The sequence below is a fragment of the Deinococcus phoenicis genome (assembly GCF_000599865.1).
GTDB classification, from domain to species: domain Bacteria; phylum Deinococcota; class Deinococci; order Deinococcales; family Deinococcaceae; genus Deinococcus; species Deinococcus phoenicis.
On sequence record NZ_JHAC01000019.1, the window covers coordinates 1 to 19437 of the forward strand.

Annotated in this window: 19 protein-coding genes; 2 read left to right on the forward strand and 17 right to left on the reverse strand. The window is 69.0% G+C overall.

Annotated features, from left to right (window positions below):
- Both DEIPH_RS06385 and DEIPH_RS06390 read right to left on the reverse strand, forming a co-directional pair.
- Window positions 1-1472, reverse strand: a 1472-nt coding sequence (locus DEIPH_RS06385) for a WD40 repeat domain-containing protein (protein ID WP_034355634.1), incomplete at its 3' end; no start/stop codon positions are given.
- Window positions 1473-1944: 472 nt separating this feature from the next.
- Window positions 1945-3195, reverse strand: a complete 1251-nt coding sequence (locus tag DEIPH_RS06390; RefSeq protein WP_034355687.1) for an MDR family MFS transporter — start codon at window positions 3193-3195, stop codon at window positions 1945-1947.
- 55 nt (window positions 3196-3250) lie between these two features.
- Here DEIPH_RS06390 and DEIPH_RS06395 point away from each other — a divergent pair, with 55 nt between their 5' ends.
- The gene (locus DEIPH_RS06395; protein ID WP_034355637.1) at window positions 3251-4993 is read left to right on the forward strand and encodes an ABC transporter substrate-binding protein; all 1743 of its coding nucleotides are present in this window, start codon (window positions 3251-3253) and stop codon (window positions 4991-4993) included.
- Window positions 4994-5328: 335 nt separating this feature from the next.
- A complete protein-coding gene (gene rsgA / locus DEIPH_RS06400; RefSeq protein ID WP_034355640.1) occupies window positions 5329-6330 on the forward strand; it encodes a ribosome small subunit-dependent GTPase A in 1002 nt (333 codons plus the stop codon).
- Between the two features lie 126 nt (window positions 6331-6456).
- Here the strand turns inward: rsgA and DEIPH_RS06405 are convergent, their stop codons facing one another.
- The 15 genes from DEIPH_RS06405 to DEIPH_RS06455 form a co-directional block, all read right to left on the reverse strand.
- Window positions 6457-7341, reverse strand: a complete 885-nt coding sequence (locus tag DEIPH_RS06405) for a hypothetical protein (protein WP_034355643.1) — start codon at window positions 7339-7341, stop codon at window positions 6457-6459.
- Between the two features lie 146 nt (window positions 7342-7487).
- Window positions 7488-7721, reverse strand: a complete 234-nt coding sequence (locus tag DEIPH_RS19735) for a hypothetical protein (RefSeq protein WP_152544838.1) — start codon at window positions 7719-7721, stop codon at window positions 7488-7490.
- Window positions 7722-9223: 1502 nt separating this feature from the next.
- The gene (locus tag DEIPH_RS19740; RefSeq protein ID WP_152544839.1) at window positions 9224-9505 is read right to left on the reverse strand and encodes an ankyrin repeat domain-containing protein; all 282 of its coding nucleotides are present in this window, start codon (window positions 9503-9505) and stop codon (window positions 9224-9226) included.
- A complete protein-coding gene (locus tag DEIPH_RS06415) occupies window positions 9502-10023 on the reverse strand; it encodes a GlcG/HbpS family heme-binding protein (RefSeq protein WP_034355649.1) in 522 nt (173 codons plus the stop codon). Before DEIPH_RS06415 ends, DEIPH_RS19740 begins: the two co-directional genes overlap by 4 nt.
- 67 nt (window positions 10024-10090) lie before the next feature.
- A complete protein-coding gene (locus tag DEIPH_RS06420; protein WP_034355652.1) occupies window positions 10091-10717 on the reverse strand; it encodes a response regulator transcription factor in 627 nt (208 codons plus the stop codon).
- Window positions 10710-12599, reverse strand: a complete 1890-nt coding sequence (locus DEIPH_RS18690; protein WP_051517196.1) for a sensor histidine kinase — start codon at window positions 12597-12599, stop codon at window positions 10710-10712. The genes DEIPH_RS06420 and DEIPH_RS18690 overlap by 8 nt, the downstream gene beginning before the upstream one ends.
- A 65-nt stretch (window positions 12600-12664) precedes the next feature.
- Complete coding sequence (locus DEIPH_RS06430) at window positions 12665-13027, reverse strand: ArsR/SmtB family transcription factor (protein WP_034355693.1); 363 nt, start codon at window positions 13025-13027, stop codon at window positions 12665-12667.
- 59 nt (window positions 13028-13086) lie between these two features.
- Window positions 13087-13413 carry a ZIP family metal transporter gene (locus DEIPH_RS20585; RefSeq protein ID WP_235183185.1) on the reverse strand — a complete coding sequence of 109 codons (327 nt, stop codon included), beginning with the start codon at window positions 13411-13413 and terminating at the stop codon, window positions 13087-13089.
- Window positions 13401-13607 carry a hypothetical protein gene (locus DEIPH_RS20590; protein ID WP_235183186.1) on the reverse strand — a complete coding sequence of 69 codons (207 nt, stop codon included), beginning with the start codon at window positions 13605-13607 and terminating at the stop codon, window positions 13401-13403. Before DEIPH_RS20590 ends, DEIPH_RS20585 begins: the two co-directional genes overlap by 13 nt.
- Window positions 13608-13697: 90 nt before the next feature.
- Window positions 13698-13949, reverse strand: a complete 252-nt coding sequence (locus DEIPH_RS06440; protein ID WP_034355654.1) for a glutaredoxin family protein — start codon at window positions 13947-13949, stop codon at window positions 13698-13700.
- 9 nt (window positions 13950-13958) lie between these two features.
- Window positions 13959-16229: a heavy metal translocating P-type ATPase gene (locus tag DEIPH_RS06445; protein WP_051517197.1), complete on the reverse strand. Its 2271-nt coding sequence runs from the start codon at window positions 16227-16229 to the stop codon at window positions 13959-13961.
- 203 nt (window positions 16230-16432) lie between these two features.
- Window positions 16433-16627, reverse strand: coding sequence for a glycoside hydrolase family 3 C-terminal domain-containing protein (locus DEIPH_RS20445; RefSeq protein WP_051517198.1), 195 nt, complete (start codon window positions 16625-16627; stop codon window positions 16433-16435).
- Complete coding sequence (locus DEIPH_RS20775; RefSeq protein WP_051517199.1) at window positions 16624-16932, reverse strand: glycoside hydrolase family 3 N-terminal domain-containing protein; 309 nt, start codon at window positions 16930-16932, stop codon at window positions 16624-16626. The genes DEIPH_RS20445 and DEIPH_RS20775 overlap by 4 nt, the downstream gene beginning before the upstream one ends.
- Window positions 16933-16960: 28 nt before the next feature.
- Window positions 16961-17497, reverse strand: a complete 537-nt coding sequence (locus DEIPH_RS20780; RefSeq protein ID WP_051517200.1) for a glycoside hydrolase family 3 N-terminal domain-containing protein — start codon at window positions 17495-17497, stop codon at window positions 16961-16963.
- Window positions 17498-17544: 47 nt separating this feature from the next.
- On the reverse strand, window positions 17545-19422 hold the full coding sequence (locus DEIPH_RS06455) for a glycoside hydrolase family 3 protein (RefSeq protein ID WP_235183187.1): 1878 nt from the start codon (window positions 19420-19422) through the stop codon (window positions 17545-17547).
- Between the last annotated feature and the right edge of the window lie 15 nt (window positions 19423-19437).

A 19437-nucleotide genomic window follows, 5' to 3' on the forward strand; every position in this document is an offset into this window, starting at 1 on the left:
AAGACAGCGGACCAGAACCTGGCCCGCTGCGCTGTTCCCTCTGCACTTTTCAAACACGCTCTAAGGGTGGCCCGGACCTGCCCCGTCTCCACGTCCAGCAGGCGGGTTTGCCCGCCCTCGCCCAGCGCGAGCAGGCGGCCATCCGGCGAGAACGCCAGCGCGTAGGCGTTGCGTGCCGTGACCTGCCACAGCACGCGCCGGGTGCCCCGGTCCAGCATCTGCACGTTGGCGCTGCCGACGCTGGCGACGCGCCCACCCTCCGGCGAGAGCCCCGCGGCCCGGGTGAAATGGTCGCTCAGCGGCGTCACCGTCGCCTGTCCGCCCGCCCAACGCCGCACCGCCAGCCCTGGCCCAGCTTTGACGAGCGCAGCGACCGGTGCGCCCGCCCCATCCACGGCCAGTGGTGCATTCCAGAGGGGGGCTTCGGAGACCGTCGCTTCGTCCAGCCCGGTTGCCCGGTCAAATTCGGCCACCCTGTCAAAATGCGCCGTCCACAGCTTCTGCGGCGTCTGGGCCAGCAGGCTTCTGCCGTCCACGATGCCCAGCGTGCGGCCCGTCGCGGTGTCGATCTCGTGGAGGTAGCCCGCCGCGCCGAGAAAGACCCGCTCGCCGCCCGGACTCCAGGCGACGGTGAAGATGCCCGCTACCTCGCTGAACCTGGGGTCGAGCCACAGCGGCGCCGGGTCGCCCTGCGTCCCCAGCAGCAGCAGCCCCTGCGCCGAGGAGAGCAGCAGTTGGGGGCGGGCCGGGTTGTGGCTCAGGACGGTTGAGGCAAAGGGCGTCTCCCAGCCAGGCAGCGGCCCTCCCTCGCGTCCCGCCACCTCCGGCCCGGTCAACGACCACAAGGGACGCGGGGCGTCGCCCGTCATGTCGTAAGCGGTGAGCTGCTTGCCCAGCACGTACAGGGTGCGGGCGTCCGGCGCGAAGACGGCCTGTAGGTCGCCCCCGTGCTGCGCGGCCTCGCCGCTGGGGGTCAGCGCGCCGGCCTGGCCTTCCCGCCAGTAATAGACGTAGGGTGCCTGATGGCTGATAAAGGCCACCGCCCGTTGCCCCGGTGTCCACTGCTGACGGAAGGCATTCGGCAACGGGCCAAAATCGCCGCTGAAGGTGCCGCTGGCCAGTTCCAGCACCTTCAGCCGTGCCTTGTCCCCCTCGCCCACCTGCACCAGCGTCCGTAGGCCGTCCGGGGCGGCGACGCTGGACCAGTCATTGCTCGGGAGAGTCAGGCGCTGGCCGGGGGCAGGTTCGCGGCTTTGCAGCAGCCCCCCGCTCGCCGCGTTCCAGGTAAGGAGCTGCGGCCCGCTCTGGGTGTAGACCCGCGCCCCGTCCGGCGTCAGCGTCCCCCAGGTCACCTCGCCCGCGTGTCCGCCGAAGGTCCAGGTCTCCGTCAGCTTGAGGGAAACCGCCTGCGCTGCCGCCAGGGGGGTCGCCGTGAGCAGGAGCGCCCACAGCAGCCGGGAAGTTCGGTGCATGGCGCCAGGCTAGAGCAGCCGTCTGACGGGTGGATGATACGCAGCGAGGCCGCCGGACATGGGATAGAGCATTTGTCCGAATGACGCCGCTCTGGGGAAGGACACCTCTAACGGTTCCACTCTCTCCTTCGGAGCTTTGCAAGTCCCAAACGCTCTCCCTCTTTCACGCGCTGTCTTGGGCATCGTCGTGAACGGACGCGCAGAAGCACGCCACTCCTCCAGAACGGACGGTCGGTCAGAACGGACTCGCTTGAGCAAGCCTGCCCTCCCCTTGAGGACGCCGTCTTGGGCAAAACGGCACCCATATAGGGCCTGCCCGCTGCCCGCCCGCTCGGTCAAAAAGAAGGTCTCTTTTTGACAAATGCTCTAAAAGTTCAGCAGCGGCACCACGACTTCCCGCCAAGGTTGGCCAGGGCGCACTCACAGCAGCCAAAATTACGCGGGGAGGCGCGGGCGAGTCCGGGCAGGAGGGTCAAGCCGCTTCCCCCGCCAGGGGAGCGCCCGCGGGCTGCCCGCGCAATCCCGTGAGGCTCAGCAGCACGGCCAGGACGCCCAGCCCCAGCACGACCAGCATCATCCCGGTGCCGCCGATCTGGGCACCCAGGGGCACGCCCAGGGCCGCGAGCCACTTCCCGAGGGTGAAGACCTGCCCGTTCACGGCGAGGTAGGCGCCGCGTTTGCCCTCGGGGATCAGGTCGGCCAGCAGGGTCTGGCGGGTGGGCACGTACAGCAGTTCCCCCACCGACAGCACGACACTTCCGGCGATCAGCGCGCCCAGGTGCACGCTGCCGTTCAGCACGGCGAAGCCCCCCGCGAAGAGCACAAAGCCCCAGGCCATCACCCGCTTCAGGTCACGGCCCTTCACCCACTGGCTGACCGGGATGGTGAAGGCGACGATCATGATGGTGTTGACGGCGGTCAGCAGGCTCATGGCCTTCACGCCGGTCAGCGGCAGGCCCAGGAAGGTCTGCGGGGTGAAGGCCTGCGCCAGATGTACCGGGATGAAGTTCTGCCGCCCGAACTCGATACTCATCAGCAGCACGAAGCCCAGCAGGAAGAGGAGGTAGGTCCGGTCCCTGGCCACCTGCGCGTAACTGCCCAGCAGGGGGCGCCATCCCATGCTCTCCCGCACCTCACTCGCCGTGCGGCGCGGCCCGCCCAGCGTCTCGGTCATGAAGCGCTGCGCGAGGAAGAGCGTCACGAACGACATGCCCAGCAGACCCGCGAGCAGCGCCACGAAGTGATCCTGGTACAGCCAGCCGCCCAGCAGCGTGCCGACCAGGAGAGAAGCGTTGATCGCCCAGTAGTTCACGGCGTACATGAAGGTCCGGCTTTCCGGGGTGCTGACGTCCACCAGCATGGCCTCGGCGGCGGGATTGATCAGCCCGTTGGCGACGTTGATGACCACCAGCGCCGCGAAGGTCCACCACGGCAGCGGCACCCACAGGTTGGCAAGCAGCAGCCCCGCGAAGGCCAGCACCTTGAGGACTTCCCCGGCGAGCAGGGTGCGGCGCCGGCCCCAGGCGTCCGCCAGTCCGCCGCCGTACAGCCCCGCCAGGAACTGCACGGCCACCAGCAGTATCAGGAGCAGCCCGGCCAGGCCCGCGCCGAGCTGCTGCGTGAAGTAGATCGCCATGAAGGGGAAGATCGCGCCGCCCACCATACGCGTGAGAAACGAGTTGATGATGCGAACCTTGACGTTGCGGTGCAGCGTTCCCCACATGCCCGCCAGTCTGGGCGAGGCCAAAAGAGGAAAAAAGAGCCAGAATGCGGGAATCATGTCCTCTTTTTCTCCTCCGGACTGGCCCTACCTGGAACTGCGGGCCGCCCTGTATGACCGGGACGGGGAACACGCCTGCCATGGGCTGCGGCTGGAGGACGCCGCGCGCTGGTGGGCCTGCAGTCCCCGGACGGCCCGGCGGCAGCTTGTCCGGCTGCATGCTCAGGGGCGGCTGAGCTACGCGCCGGGGCGGGGGAGAGGCAACACCTCGCGCGTCGCCTTCGCCACGGGGCTGAAGGCTGACCTGGAGGACCTCACGGAACAGCTGGCCGCCCAGGGCGCTGCCGGGGACCTCGCGCGGCTCTCGCGGTTGCCCTTCCCGCGCGCCTGGGTCCTCACCGACGCTGCCCGGGACGTGTTCGGCCTGAGCGCCACGCCCGCCGGGGCAGACCGGCTGCGTACGGTGCTCACCCGCGACCTGACCAGCCTCGATCCCCTGCACGCCAGCGCGACCGCCGAGGCCCATCTGCTCGCGCAGGTGCTGGACCCGCTGACCCGCTTCGACACGGAGTCGGGGGCCCTCCAGCCGCACCTCGCCCACCACTGGGGGGTGTCGGCGGACGGCCTGTGCTGGACCTTCCACCTCCGCAAGGCCGTGGCTTTCCACCACGGGCGCACGCTGGATGCCCGGGACGTGCAGTTCACCCTGGAACGCCTGCGGGACGGCGCGCCCTGGTTCCTGCCCGATCTGCTGCGCGCGGAGGCCGCGGGCCCCTCTACCGTGCGGCTGCACCTCGCCCGGCCCGACGCTTTCCTGCCCCGGCGGCTGGCCGACACCCAGGCGCTGATCCTCCCGCGCGACGTGCCCTTTGACGAGGGACAGCCCGTAGGCACCGGGGCCTTCCGCTGGACGCCGCTGAATGGGGGCTTTCGCCTCACCGCCTTTGACGCCCACTTCGCAGGCCGTCCCCTGATCGACGAGGTGGAGGTCTACCGGGTGGGCGGCGCCGATCACGGGAACGTCCGGCACTATCAGGTGGAGGGCGCGGCGCCCGCCACGGTGGACGGCTGGCAGGCCGAGGTGGGCGTGCAGTTCCTGATCTGGAACGCGGCGCGACCGGCGGCCCGGAACGCGGCCCTGCGCGCGGCCATCGGCGAGTTGCACGACGTATCGGCCTTCTGGCGGGAGACGGAACGCCGGGATCCCCTGGTGCCCGCCACGTCCTTCTTTCCGCGCCGCAGCGCCCAGCAGCCGCCCCGCCTCCGCAGCGGGGCCAGGGCCGCGGCCCTCCTGCGGGAAGCGGCCTACACCGGCCCGCCCCTGCGCCTCTGGGTGCTGGATCTGCCCGACCCATTGGCGGAAGGGGAATGGCTGGTCGCCCGCGCTGCCCAGCATGGCCTACAACTCGACCTTCACCCGTACCCCCTCACCGCCACCCCGGCCAGTGGGGACGCCGCCGACCTGGTGCTGCTGGGCGAGGTGGCCGGCGCGGACGAGCACCTCTCCTTCTGGACGGCGCTGCGCCAGCCCGAACTGCTGTTCCGCCGCCTGCTCCCCACGGAAGTGCTGGCCGGGGTGGACGGGGCGCTGGACGCCTACCGCACCGCCCGCACATTTGCCGAGTACGAGGCGGTCCTCGACCGGGTGGAACGCCTGCTGGTCAGCGGCCACCACGTCAACCTGACCCACCACCGGGTGAAGCGCCGGAACGTGCACCCGCTGATCCGGGACGTCGCCCCGGATGCGTACGGGCGCATCAACCTCAAGCGGCTCTGGGTGGGCGAAAGGCAGGAGGCCTGACCGGGAAGGGCGTGCTCCCGGGCGGCGCGCCTGAAGAACCAGTATCTGCCGTTTGACACCGCAAAACCGTCTTCTGTACCTTCGGGGCAAGTTGCACGCTGCAGCCCGCCTCTGGCTGGAGGGAAGTCCGGTCACGCCCCGCGGGGTTCAGTCCGGCACGGTCGCGCCACGATTCCAGTCCGGTCGCTTGTCCAGAGGTGCCCCGCATATCGCTCCCGCGTCAGGAGCAATGCACCGCATTGCCCGGAGTGCGCCGCCGCGCGCCCGGTGACCTGAGGCGGATCCCCTCCGGAGAACCGCATTGAACTGCCTGAACGCCCCGATCTGGTCTTGCTATGGTTCCTGAACTCCAAGCCCTGGGCTGGGGAGACGACTTCGACGCCGCGTACCGGGCGTTTTGCGCTCCCCTCTCTCCTGACGAGCGTGGCCAGTTGACGCCGGTGCGGGTCGTCGGCACTTCGCGCCAGACCTTCCGCGTGCGCGGCCTGCACGGTGAGCAGGAAGCCCGGCTGGCTGGGGCCTTACGGCGACAGGGCGAGGTTATTCCTGCTCTCGGCGACTGGTGCGTGCTTCAGATGGGACCAGAGAACGCCGGGCGCGTGGTGGGTCTCCTGCCCCGGCGCACTACCTTTGCCCGGGCGCTGGGGGCCGACAACGAGCGCCGCCGGCCCCAGGCGGCGCGCCAGCAGGTGATCGCGGCCAACGTGGACCTTATCCTGATCGTCACGACTCCCGACGCTGACTTTGACCTTGAGCGGCTGGAGCGCTACATACAGGCCGTGTGGCAAAGTGGGGCGCGCCCGGCGCTGGTGCTCAACAAGACCGATCTCCGCGAGAACGTGCACTGGTGGCTGGAGCAGCTGCGCACCCTGGGGGCCGATCTGGAGGTGCATACCGTCGCGGCGGCGACTGGTGAGGGCCTGCAGGGCGTGCGGGCACTTCTGGCCGAGGGTGTGACGCTTGCCCTGATCGGGTCGTCCGGTGTGGGCAAATCCACCCTCACCAACGCCCTCTTGGGCCGCGACGCCGCACTCACCGGCGAGGTGCGGGTCAGCGATCAGCAGGGTCGCCACACCACCACCGCGCGCACGCTGTACCTCGTGCCCGGGGGCGGACTCTTGATCGACAATCCCGGCCTGCGTGACATCGCCGTGTGGGACGCGGACTCCGCCGATTTCGGGGACGTTGAGGCGCTCGCGGCGCAGTGCCGGTTCCGCAAATGTACCCATACCACCGAGCCCGGCTGCGCCGTGCAGGCCGCCGTCAGGGCCGGGGACCTGTCCCCCGTGCGTCTCGCGGCATTTCAGGCACATCCGGCCCGGGGACGCCGCCGCTGACGTTGGGCTTGCGGCTCACCGCCACGAGTTCCGGCAGGGGAAGCTGCACCGCTGAGCGGCCAGATCCGATGCCATCGGGCAGGCTATCCATTCCCCAATAGGCAAGGCCCTGAGCTGCCCATCTCCTCAGAACGAGAACCAGCTGGCCCCTGCCTCCTGCTGCCCGGCCCCATTCAGCCGGCTGAGGTTCAGGTGGGCCTGCCACAGCTTCTCCTCCCGCTGGGCAAGGGAGAGCAGGCCCAAGTCGCCCTCGGGCGTTCGCCATAGGCTGGTCCAGAGTTCGGGCACTCCCGTGCGGCCTCGCTCCTGCCAGCCCGCCGACGGCAGCTGGTCAGCGTACTGGTCGTGTAGCATCCCGGTCTGCCCCTCCCCCCGCAGGAGCGCCAGCGACGCACTGTTCGAGCCGCGCTGGTTGCCGCTTCCCCCACCGCCCAGCACCTCCACGCTCCAGCCTGCCGGTGGGACGAGAGCCGGCAACTCCGGCATCCGGGCCGCGCGGTTCTGCCGGGTGGAGTGGTCATAGGCGTGGCCGGCTTGCAGGGTCAGGCTGAGATACAGCTCCGGCTGCTCGCTCCCCGCAAACCGGACATCCCAGGAGGCCACCATCTTTGAAGCATCATGCAGCAGGGTCATCGGGGGGTCGGGGGGCGACGGCAGCTCCTCTGGGGCGGGCCACTCCGCCTGCAGGAGACTCAGGAAACCGCCCGTGTGGTGGGGCGGCCAGAGCGACTCCGGCCTTCGCCAGCCGAGTTCCAGCAGTGAGGCATTCACTTCCCGGATGAAGCGGTCCTGTTCTGGTGATGCCAGCGGAAGAAAGAGAATCTCCGCCGTGTACTCGCTGGGAGAGGGCGGGACCTGCTCCAGGGTTCCCAGAACCTGGGGAAGCGCGGAGGGGAAGGGACAGAGGGCGCGGTGCGGCAGGCTTCCCGGCCAGAGGCCGAGTTCTGCTTCCGGGTGGCGTGAAAACCGCACGACCCCGCGCAGCACGTCCAGTTCGGTCACGGTCGCCATGCCTGAGTGTTCCACACGGAGCCTTCGCGGCTCCAGGAACAGGGCCGGCGTGGGATCAGCCCCGGCAGGAGGCGGCGCTGAGGGCCCTGCTCCAACCTTTCCCCCCGCGACTCCTCCTGGGCAGGTCTGTCCGCTGGCTTCAGACCTCACCGCGGGCTTGAACTGCGGGCCCCGACGAGGGCCCCCAGGCCGACGAGGAGCAGCAGGTAGGCAACGGGAGGTCCCCCAGTGAGGTCACGCAGGAAGGCCTGGGTCGCGCTCCCGGTATCGCTGAACTTGTAGGCGCTGGCGATCACGGCCCGCGCCACTTTATCCGCAGCCAGGAGGATGGTCGAACACACCAGACAGGTACTTCCCAGAGCGGCCAGAGCTTTCCACATGGTCCCAGGCTAGGGCATGTAAAGCGGGCAGGAAGCTGGCTTGATGAGGCCCGCGGCAGTCCCGGCAACGGGCAACGACTCCAGGCGGCTGGTGCTGCAGTCGCTGTCGAGGTTCGAGCGGCACCGCGCATCCCTGGTTATCGCGTGTCCCCTCGACACAGCGCGGGGGCTGAACACGGAGGGGGGACGGTATCGCTTTCCTGACACATCCCCAACAAGGTCAGGAGGCCGCACATCGGTACCCTCTCACTCGTCGTCAGCCAGGGTGGGGCAGGCTGAGACACGCGGCGCGCCCTCTTCCTCGTTGCCCTGACAGCATTCTCCACCACGAGGGCCCTCCTTCCTACTGCTGCACCTCTGCCGCCGAGTCCTGCATCCGCCGTCCCCACGAATCCCTTTCCGGCAGCGGAAGACCGGCTTCATGAGGAATTTCCCGAGTACATCGGGTTTGAAGTCTGGCTGGGAACCCTGAGCTGGTTGGCCGGTTGTCACTGGAATAATTCCTGAGACTCCCCCTGCTGGTGGTCCTCATCAGGATACCACTGGCAGCAGGAATATAAAAAAAGGGCGGCCCTCCACCCAGGCTTCCGCGCCGGTCCACCCTTACTTTCAAAGATCCGGCACGGCTTCATTTGTGACCCGCTCCTTATAGGGAGCGGGCCTTGTTGTTCGATGGCATCGAGATCGTGGCTGAGGGGATGGAGGCCCAGCGCTCTCCTCGCCTCCGCCGGAGCACCAGCAACCGCGACCAGGCATTGACCACCAGCCCCGGCACCTGCTTGAGCACAGCAGAGAGAAGCACAGGGGAGCGGGTCCTGCGTGCCGTGCTGAAAAATCCCGCCCTGACCGACGCGGACAATGAGTTTAAGACGCTGGTGTCCGGCGTGAATCGCTTGGGCCGCAAGCACGCCCGCCAGCAGGAAGCCGTCTCCCGGCGGGTCAGGGCGGGCCGGGAGACGGTTGGACAGTGCTCCATCTGCAAGGTGCCTTTCCTGACATCCCACCCACCGAATGCGTTGCCCTGCCCGTCTTGTGGCGAGTGGAATTTCGCCTGGCGCATGGAGCGTACCGATCTGACCGGGTGCGTGGCCCCGCTGACAGGCGGGCGCATCGAGATGGGGTACGCCACCTCGTTGAGACGGAGTTGGTTTTGCTGTGGGGAGAGGACGTCACCCCCCTCCTGAAACAGGTCGTGGACGCCATTCATGGCGGAACACCCGGGGAAGGGGAAGAAGGGGTCATTGGGCAAGGCCGCTCGGGTGGGTGCTGAACACGTTTACCCTGTGGCACAGCCGGTCTCCGGGGCTGGCCGTCGAGCGTCTGCGGGGAGGTGCGAGACGAGGACGTGAAGTGGCAGCCCCCTTGCGGGCTGGGCACCTTCACCTGGAAGGGCAGTACGCCTGAGTAGAGGCGGTGAAGCAGGAGGAGCTGCGCCTCTTACGTGATTCAGATAACGTGCTGGACGAGTGAAAAGGGCGCTATGCCGGTTCCCCGTTCCATTGCTACCATGAGGCCGGGTCGGGGTCAGCTCCCGCACCGATAAGCAGGCGGGCCACAGCGGTGGGGTTCCCGAGGGCGGCACTTGTTAAGGCCGTGCGACCGTCCGCTCGCCGGGTATTGGCGGACGCTCCGCGCTTCAGGCGGTCACGCACGCGGGCCGCGTCGCCACGCTCGGCCGCCTGCCAGAGGGCGGCGTTCAGGGTCGTTGGGCTGGGAGGGGTGGCCGCCCCGCCCACGCCCGACCAGGGCAGGACGAGCAGGACGGCCAGCAGGACGGGTCTCACCGGCTCAGGACCGTGGTGATGGCGTCAGCAGCGCACTTCTCGTCGGTCAGCCCGCTGGGCGCGCCGCCCACGCCGACGGCGCCGACCACCGCGTTATTCACCCGCACCGGCACGCCGCCCGCCAGGACCAGGAAACCGGGAATATCGGCCAGGGTGGGGGTGCTCGCCAGATTCTGGACCATCGCGGAGGTCAGGTTGCGGGCACTGGCACTGGTGTACGCCTTGCGGAGGCTGGCATCCACGGTATGCGGCCCGGCGTTCTCGGCGCGGGCCACCGCCAGCGTCACGCCTGCCCGGTCCACCACTGTCGCGGCGACGTTGTAGCCTTGCTGCGCGCAATTGTTGACCGCAAGCTGCGCGATGCGCACAGCGGCGGCAAGACTGAGGCTCGCCTGGGTCACGCTGGGCGTCGTGGCGAGTTGGACAGGTTGTGGCCCGGCCTGCGCGGGCGGGGTGGTCGTCTGGGCGAGGGCGGCGGGCAGGCTCAGGGCGAGCAGGGTCAGCAGGGTCCGCTTCATGCGCCCACTGTGGCGTCCAGGGAGGGTGCGGCACCATGCGGGTCATTCCCAGGTGACCTCCGTAGTTTTACGGACCTTCCCCCACGCTGGTGAGGTACACCCGCACGAGCTGCGCCAGGGAGTCCACGCCCAGCTTCTCGAACAGGCTCGCGCGGTGCGTCTCCACCGTGCGGGCGGAGATGCCCAGCACCCGCGCGGCCTGCTTGTTGCTCGCGCCGTCCACGATCAGCCGCAGGACCTCCCGCTCACGCCCGGTCAGCCCCGTGATGGCCTCGCGCGCCTCCCGGGTGGCAGCCAGCCGTGATCTCCGGGCCAGGTGGGTGCGGACCCCCAGCCCGATGGCTTCGAGCAGGGCCAGTTCGTCCACCGGCTTGGTGAGGAACTCCACCGCTCCGCCCTTGAAGGCGCGGCGGCACACGTCGATATCGCCGTGCCCGGTGATCACGATGACCGGCAGGTCCACGCCCTCCTGCGTGAGGTGTTCCTGAAGTTGCAACCCGCTGACCTGCGGCATCCGCACGTCGAGGATCAGGCAGCCGATGACGCCGGGATCGAAGCCTTCCAGAAAGGTTTTCGAATCAGGGTAGTCGCGCACGGTCAATCCGACGGTGCCGATCAGGGTGGCGAGTGCGTCGCGCACCGCGTCGTCGTCGTCGACCAGGAAGACGGTGGGTTCGGTGTGGGATTCAGGCATGGGCACTCGCCTCCACGGCAAGCGGCAGGGTCACGGTGAAGACCGCGCCGCCCCCAGGGCCGCTCTCCTCCCGCAGGTCGCCGCCCATGCCCTGCACGAGGGTATGGGACAGGGACAGGCCCAGCCCGAGTCCTTCGGGCTTGGTGGTGGTAAACGGCGTGAAGAGCCGTTGGCGCACCTCGGGTGCCAGTCCCGGCCCAGTGTCGCGCACTTCCACCCGGGCGGCCTCTTGCTGCTGGCGGGCGACGAGCTGCACCTCGGCCCCCGTATGGCCCCGCGTCGCCTCAACCGCGTTGTGCACGAGGTTGAGCAGGACCTGCTCCAACTGCACCGGATCGCCCTGCACGATCAGAAGCCGCGTGCTGGGGTGGACCGCCAGCACCACTCCGGCGCGCCCGGCCTCGTGGGCTGTGAGCGCCGCGACGTTTTCCAGGACCTGATTCACGTCCACTGGGCGTGTCTGGGTAGGGGCACGCTTCACCAGGGTGCGCAGGTGAGTGATGATGCTCGCCGCCCGCTTGGCCTGGGTGACGGTCGCCTCCACCGAGCGCCGCACCCGGGCCTCGTCCCGCTCGGGGTCGGCCAGCATCCGCAGGGCCGCCTGCCCGTAGCTCACGATGGCGGTCAGCGGCTGGTTGAGTTCGTGCGCCAGGCCCGTGCTCATCTCGCCCAGGGTGGAGAGGCGGGTGACATGGGCCAGGGCCTGCTCGTGCTCGCGCACCCGGCGCTCGCTCGCTTCCAGCGCCGTGACGACTCTGGCCCGCAGCGGCCCCACGTCGCGCAGCACGAGCACCCACCCGGCGGCCTGCCCGTCCTCGCCCTGAACTGGGGCGAGGGCACCCTCTACCAGACGCGCGCCCCCATCCGTCACGAGCGTGACGCCCTGGGGCAACTTGACGGGTGCCGCCTGGCCCCAAAAGGCGTCCGGGTCGAAAGGCTCCTGGTCGAGTGTGGCCCGGAAGTGGACCATCTCCCGCAGGTCGCCTCCCTCCAGAAAAGCATTCCCCAGCAAGGCGTAAGCGGCGGGGTTGGCGAGGCGCACCCGGTGCTGGGCATCCGTGACCACGAGCGCCTCGTTGACCGCATGAAAGGCATGCCGGGCACGCGAACGCTCGGCCTGCAACGCCTGTTCGGCCATCCGGGCGGCGGCGCGGGCGCGTTCACGCCCTTCCACCAGGCGCACCAGCAGCACGGTGCCCAGACCCAGGAGGAGGGCCAGCAGCGCCACGCCCGCCAGGGGAAGTTCAGCCCAGCGCAACGGGTGTTCGCCCACGAACACGAAGGGTTGTGCCGTGCTGCCCAGCACCTTGTTCACGCGCAGCACCGGCAGGAAGCGGTCCGTTGCAGGGAGGGGCGTCCACGCCGCTTGCCCGACCAGAACGGTGCCGTCCTCCGGGCGCACCAGCTGGAAACCTGAGGTCAGATCCGCAAAGTCCTCCGCCCGGAACAGACGCGGGGCAGCCACCCATACACGCATGTCCCCCTGGGAGAGGGCGTAGAGCGTGGGCGACGTGGGATGCCAGCGCAGGCCCGTCCGGTCCGGGGAGAGGGCATCCCCCGGCAGCGCCGCGCCGCTTGACCCGAGGTCCATGCAGCCCGCACGGCAGCGCTGCACGCCCACGATCTGTGGATACTGGGCACGCATGGCCCCGACGTACTGGTGAAGCGCCTCATCCGACACGCCTGCCCGGGTCAAGGCGGTCAGGCTGGCGAGCACGGCCTCCTGCTGCTCGCTGCGCTGGGACAGCACACGGTGCAGGATGCGGGCGCCGGTCTCGAACCGCGCCTGCACATTCCTGGCTGAGGCGACCAGCCACGCGAGACCCACCAGAACCGTCACGAGTATCCAGGCGAGCAGCGCGACGCGGCGAAGGGGCGTCACCTGCCCATGATGGAGCCGTGCCCTGCGGACATGTCAAGCGGCACCCGGCACGGGCAACCGGATGCTCATTCCCCCGCGTGCTCGATGGCGCTGCCGATCAGGCTGGTGATGTGCCCATCCAGCAGGCGGTAGTACACCACCCGGCCTTCCTTGCGGGAAGTCACCAGGCGGTGGGCGCGCAGCAGGCGCAACTGGTGGCTGGCCGCACTCTCGCTGATTCCCGCAATGTTGGCCAGGTCGCACACGCACAGCTCCTCGATGTTCAGGGCACTGAGCATCCGCAGCCGGGTGGGATCGGCCACGACCTTGAGCAGGGTGCTGGCGGCCTCCACACAGGAGGCGTCGGGCAGGGCTGACCGGACACGGGCCACCGCCTCGGGATGAACGCACGGCACGTCGCACACGTCATCTTGAGAAGCGGTTCTCATGTCCTGACCATAGCGCAGGCCGGGCAGCGGGAACGTCACCCCTTCACCTCCCTGCGGCCTCACGAGGCCCGCTCCAGCAGGTAGAGGGCCACGAAGCCCGCGAAGAAGGCCGCCGTGATCAGCGGTGTTTCCTTGACCTCGTGCGCCTGGGTCAGCAGTTCCTCGGTGACCAGGAACAGGAGGGCCGCCCCGAAGGGCAGCACGATCTCCAGTCCCAGCCCCGTGAGGCCCTGAAGCAGCGTGCCCCCCAGCAGGGCACCCAGGATGACCAGCAGGCTCAGGCCCGTCACCGTCAGACTGATGCGGCGGCGCGACGCGCCGGATTGCCCCAGGCTGGAGGCTACCGAGACGCCCAGGAAGAGCAATTCCAGGGTCAGGGCGACCACCAGCAGGGGCCGACCCGTGCGCCTGCTACGCAGCCCACGCCGATCAGCAGGCCGTCGATCAGCACGTCAATTCCGACGGCGGCGATCAGGCCGAGGTTCCCGGCAGTGCTCTGGTTTTCGTCTGCACCTTCCAGGCGTTCGGCGAAGGCCCGGACGAGCAGCATCACCACCACGCCTAGCGCGGAGCCGCTCACCGGGCGTACGGAAGCTGGCCACCACCCCGCCGAGGATGGTAGCCGCCACCGGAATCAGGGTGAGCGCCAGAATCTGCTGGAGAGGCGCGCTCAAGAAGTCCCTGAGCCGAGGGCCGCCAGAATCCGGGGGCGCTGCTCGTCAAAGGGGCCGTAGAAAACATGTTCACCGATAGCTGTGACGGGAGCGATTCGGACATTCGCCCGCCGCTGCATCTCCGCCAGCGCCTCCGGGTCGCCCCGCACGTTCTTTTCGGTGTAGGTCGCCCCGTGGTGCTGGAGCAGCCGCTTGATCGCCTCGCAGTCGGCGCACTGAGGGACGGTATAGAGGGTGATGGCAGGCATGGAACCTCCTCAGGCGCGGTGCGGCGTGGTGTGGGGCAGGGTATTCCGGGTGGGACGGGCTTCACGGCCTTTCCAGCGCAGCAGCCGCAGGGCGTTGGCGGTGACCAGCGCCGTCGCACCCGTATCGGCCAGAATCGCCATCCACAGGTTGGTGTAGCCCAGCAGGGTGGTGACCAGGAAGATCGCCTTGAGGCCCAGTGCGAAGGCAATATTGGCCTTGATGTTGCCCATGGTGGCGCGTGAGAGGGAAACCAGATCGGCCACGCCGGTAACGCGCTCCTGAAGCAGGGCAGCGTCGGCGGTTTCCAGGGCCACGTCCGTCCCGCCGCCCATCGCAATGCCCACGTCACTCTGTGCCAGAGCGGGCGCGTCGTTGATGCCGTCCCCGACCATCGCCACGCCGCCCCGCGCTTTCAGGTCCGCAATCAGGCGAAGCTTGTCCTCGGGTAGCAGTTCCGCCCGCACGTCCAGCCCCAGGTCGCGGGCGATAGCCTGTCCGGTGCGGGCGTTGTCACCGGTCAACATCACCGTGTTCACGCCGAGGTTGTGGAGCTGCGCGATGGCCGCCTTGGCCTCCGGGCGAGGCTCGTCGCGGATGGCCAGCACGCCGAGTGGAGTATTCCTGTCCAGCAGCACGACAGCGGTGCGGCCCTGCTCCTCGAAGGTGCGGATGGTGTCACTCAGGTCGGCAGGCAGGTTGACCAGGCTGGCCGCGTGTCTGGGAGAACTCACGCTGAGAGTCCGGCCCTCGACGGTGGCCGTCACCGCTTTGCCAGGGATGGCCTGGGCCTCGGTCACGGCAGGAAGTGTCAGCTTCGCCTGCTGCGCCGCGTCGGTGATGGCCTTTGCCAGAGGATGGCTGCTGCCCGCTTCCACGGCGGCGGCCAGACGCAGGACCTCGTTCCGGTCAAGATGCTGCGAGGCAACGACGTCCGTCACGCAGGGCTTGCCAGCAGTCAGTGTCCCGGTCTTGTCGAAGGCAATGGTCTTGACGGTGCCGATGGTTTCCAGTGCCGCGCCACCCTTGATCAGCAACCCCCGCCGCGTACCGGCGCTGATGCCGCTGGTAATGGCCGCGGGCACGCTCAGGACCAGCGCACAGGGGCAGCCGATCAACAGCAGGGCGATGCCCTTGTACAGCCAGGTGTGCCATGCCGCGCCGAACAGCAGTGGCGGCACCAGCGCGACCAGGGCGGAGACCAGCACCACGCCCGGCGTGTAATACCGGCTGAAGCGGTCGATGAAGCGGGCGGTGGGCGCCTTGCTGCCCTCGGCTTCCTCAACGAGGTGGATGATGCGCGCGATGGTGTTGTCGCTCGCGGCCTTTTCGACACGCACCGTCAGCACGCCGTCGGTGTTGATGCTGCCCGCATACACGCTGTCCCCCGCACCCTTGCTGACGGGCACGCTTTCCCCGGTCACCGGGCTGTCGTCCAGGCTGGAGGTGCCGGTCAGGATGGCGCCGTCCGCGGGGACGCGCGCACCGGGATTCACCTGCACCGTCTGGCCGACCGTCAGGGCATCGGCAGGCACTTCACGGACTCCGCTGCCCTCGACTAAGAGTGCGGTCTTGGGCGCGAGGGCCGCCAGCGCCTGAATGCCTGCCCGGGCGCGTCCGGCGGCCACCCCTTCCAGCAATTCACCGACCGCGAAGAAGAACACGACCACCGCACCCTCGGCGGCCTGACCGATCAGGACCGCCCCGATGGCCGCGAGACTGACCAGCATATTGATGCTGAAGGGGTCCCCGAGGCGGGCACTGGCGACCGCCTTGTTCGCCAGGGGCCACACGCCGAGCAGCGTGGCCGCGATGTAGCCGGAGATGGCGAACTGCGGCTCGATGAAGCTGAAGAGCCAGGCGAGGGCCAGCAGCACGCCCGAGATGAGGACCAGCTTGCCCTGCCCGCTGGCGTACCAGGGCTGCCCCGGCCTGGGTGCCTCGTGGACATGCCCGTGACCCGCGTGGTCGTGACCGCTGTGGTCATGCCCGGCCGCCTCTGCCCGAGGAACGGTGCTCTTCGGCTGTTCCAGCAGGGAGGGAGTGTACCCCAGGGCCTTGAGGTTCCGTTCCAGGGTGGCCCGTCCGGTCTGCGTCTCGTCGAGGTCCAGGCTCAACGTCTGCTTGGTGAAGCTGGTTTTCACATCGGCGGTGCCAGGCAGGCCAGCGACCATCCGCTCCACCTTCTGCACGCAACTGGCACAGTCCATGCCGTCCACAAAATAGGTCAGGTGGGCAGCGCCGGGTGCGGCCGGGTCTGGGCGGGCAGGCGAGGAGGTCATGGCCACACTATACCTGAGCAAGGATTCATATGTCTGCTTGTTCAGATATGGAGCTGGATTGGCGGTTGGCTCATTGGAGGGTTAAGGGCGAATGGGTAGGCTGAAGGCGGCAGGAGATGGCGAGGCAGAGCCAGATTCAACCCGGCATGCCTGTGAAGTGTGCCAATGGAATGGACCACGGGCAGGTAGGCCGTCATGACGGGCTACATCAAGTTCAGCGGTCCTGCCAGGGGCAAGGTCCGGCGGTGGGCATTCAACTGGGAGCTGCCGCCCCCCATGATCTGTGCGGTGGCCGCGTTTGACCCGATCACCGCCACCTTCGCTCCGGCGGGGAGGGGCAGCAGCCCGCCCGCATTCTTCAGCAGCACCGTTCCCTCGGCCCCGACGCGGCGAATCAACGTCCGGGTTTCCGGATGTTCCTCGTCACGCTCCGCCTCGTCGCGGACGTCGAGGTGCCGGTGCGCTCCATCAGTCGCAGCACGTTGCGGGCGGCTTCCCGGACCGCCTGCTGGGTGGCCCCGTCATGTTCGGCTTCGGCCAGCAGGCCCGCGCGGGCTTTGGCCGGTCCGGGCATCTCCAGGTCCAGACCCGCACGTACGCTTTTCCCAGCGGAATGGGTGCCGCCCCAGTCGCTCATCACCAGCCCGTCGAAGCCCCATTCACCGCGCAGGATGCCCCCCAGGAGCCGGGGTTCTCGCTGCAATACGTGCCGCTTAACTTGTTGTAGCCCGTCATGACGGCCCAGGCCCCCCCTGCCGCACCTTCATCTCGAAGGGCCACAGGTACAGTTCGCGCAGGGCGCGTTCGGGAATGTCGCTGCTGATGGTGTTGCGCTGATACTCGGACTCGTTGCCGACGAAGTGCTTGACGGTGGCCGCCACACCTCCGGACTGGAGGCCCTGCACGGAGGCGGTACCCAGCGTGCCCGTGAGGGAGGGGTCTTCCGAGTAGCTCTCGAAGTTGCGCCCGTTCAGGCTGCTGCGGAAGAGATTCAGCGTGGGAGCCAGCAGGACCCCCGCCCCCTTGTCCCGCGCTTCACGGGCGAGATGAACGCCGATGTCGTGCAGCAGTTCGGCATTCCAGGTGGCTCCGAGCGCGATGCCCACCGGGAAGGCGGCGGTGCGGCGGCCCCCGACGAGCGCGCCGCCCCCACGTGCCCCGGCGGGGCCGTCGGTCATCTTCGGGGAGGGAATCTTCAGGCGGGGAATCGGGACCGTGCGCCAGGAGTCTGCGCCCGCGAGCAGCGAGACCTGCTCTTCGAGGGTCATCTGGTCGAGCAGCGCGTCGAGGCCGGTGGGCTAGGTGGGGGTGAACGTCATGTGGAGCCTCGGGAGGGGCGCGAAGCGGACAGTGAGCGGACCGCCAGCGGTGCCCCGGGCGCGAGACCTTCACCGATACGGAACAGGGGTGACGTGCCCTGGCTGCGCCGGAGTTCCTCCTGTGAGCGCGGCCAGTCGAAGGACAGCCGTCCAGTGAACGGCACGCGGCCGAACAGCGCGTCCGCGACCCCCTGCCCCTCGGTCCCTGGCAGCCAGGCCGCGACAAAGGCGTCCCAGTCCGGCAGCTGCCCGGTGACGATCAGGGGGCGACCGGACAGAAGCACGACCACCAGCCGCGCGCAACGGGCGCGAACCCGGTCAATCAGGGCCAGCTGCGCGTCACTCAGGCGCAGTTCTGCGCGGTCCCCCATTCCCTCGGCATACGGCTCTTCGGCCACGACCACCACGCCCACGCTGTAGTCGCGGTCCACCTCGCCGTTCAGGCTGAAGTGGACCCGGTCCGGTCCGGCCTCCGCCCGCAGGCCCTCCAGCAGCGTCGTGCCCGGGGTGGTGGGGCCGCGACCGCCCATCCAGGAGATCGACCACCCGCCGCACTGCGCGCCGAGGTCGTCCGCGTCGGCGCCCGCCACCAGCAGTTCGGCGTGCGGGTCGAGCGGCAGCACGTTCCCTGCGTTCCGGAGCAGCACCAGCGATTTGGCGACCGCCTCACGCGCGGTGGCCCGGTGCGCGGCGCAGCCCACCTGGTCCAGCAGGGCCGGGTCGGTGTGGGGCTGCCGGAACAGGCCCAGCGCGGCCTTGGCCGTCAGAATGCGCCGCACGGCGTCGTCGATGCGTGCCTCGCTGACCTCTCCGGCCTGCACGGCTCGGCGCAGGCTGGCGATGAAGCGCTCGTAGTCGAACGGCACCATCACCATGTCGATGCCCGCGTTGATGGCCTCGACCACGCAGCGGTCATAGTCGCCGGGATGAATCTGGTCGATGCCCTCCCAGTCGCTGACCACGAAGCCCGGAAAGCCCAGCTCGCCCTTGAGGACGTCCGTCAGCAGGGAGCGGTGGGCGTGCATCTTCAGGCCCTGCCAGGCGCTGTAGGACGCCATCACGTTCAGGGCACCCGCCTCGATGGCGGCCCGGTACGGGGGGAGATGCACGGCCCGCAGGGTCGCCTCGTCGATCTCCGCGTCCCCCTGGTCGATCTGCCAGGCGCCGAGGTCCAGCAGTTCGACGAAGTCCTGCCCCATCTGGGCAATGGCGAGCGTCCGGTCGGTGGTCAGCGCGCTGCGGTCCACCCGCTTTGAACTGCCCCAGGTGGTGGCCGCGTCGGCCACGAAATGCTTCACGGAGGGCAGCACGGCCGTCGGGCCGTCCCAGCCGTCCCCCCCAAGCCCCTCGATCAGGGCGGTGGCCAGTTCGGACACGGCGGCCGGGTCCTGGCTGTAGCCCTCGTACGTCCGGCCCCAGCGGAGGTCCTGCGGAACGCTGACGGCGGGCGCGAAGGTCCAGCGGACGTTTGTCGCCGCGACCTCCACCGCGGTGGCCCGCCCGATCCGGCGCACGAGGTCGGCGTCTCCGGCCGCTCCCAGGCCGATGTTGTGCGGAAAGATGGTCGCGCCCACCACATTGTTGTGGCCGTGTACCGCGTCCACGCCGTACAGCAGGGGAATCTTCAGGCGGGTCTGGAGGGACTCCTCGATGAAGGCCGTGACCATCTCGCGCCACGCCGCCGGGGTGTTCGGGTCGGGGTTGCCGCCGCCGCCGCTCAGGACGGAGCCGAGTGAGAGACGGGTGACGTCACCGGGCTTGACGCTGTTCTTCTCGGGCTGCGTCATCTGCCCGATCTTCTCGTCGAGGGTCATCTGCGCGAGCAGCCGCGCGACAAACTGCTGATCTTGCGGCTTCAGGGATTGTGGGGGCACGGGAACGCTCCTGTG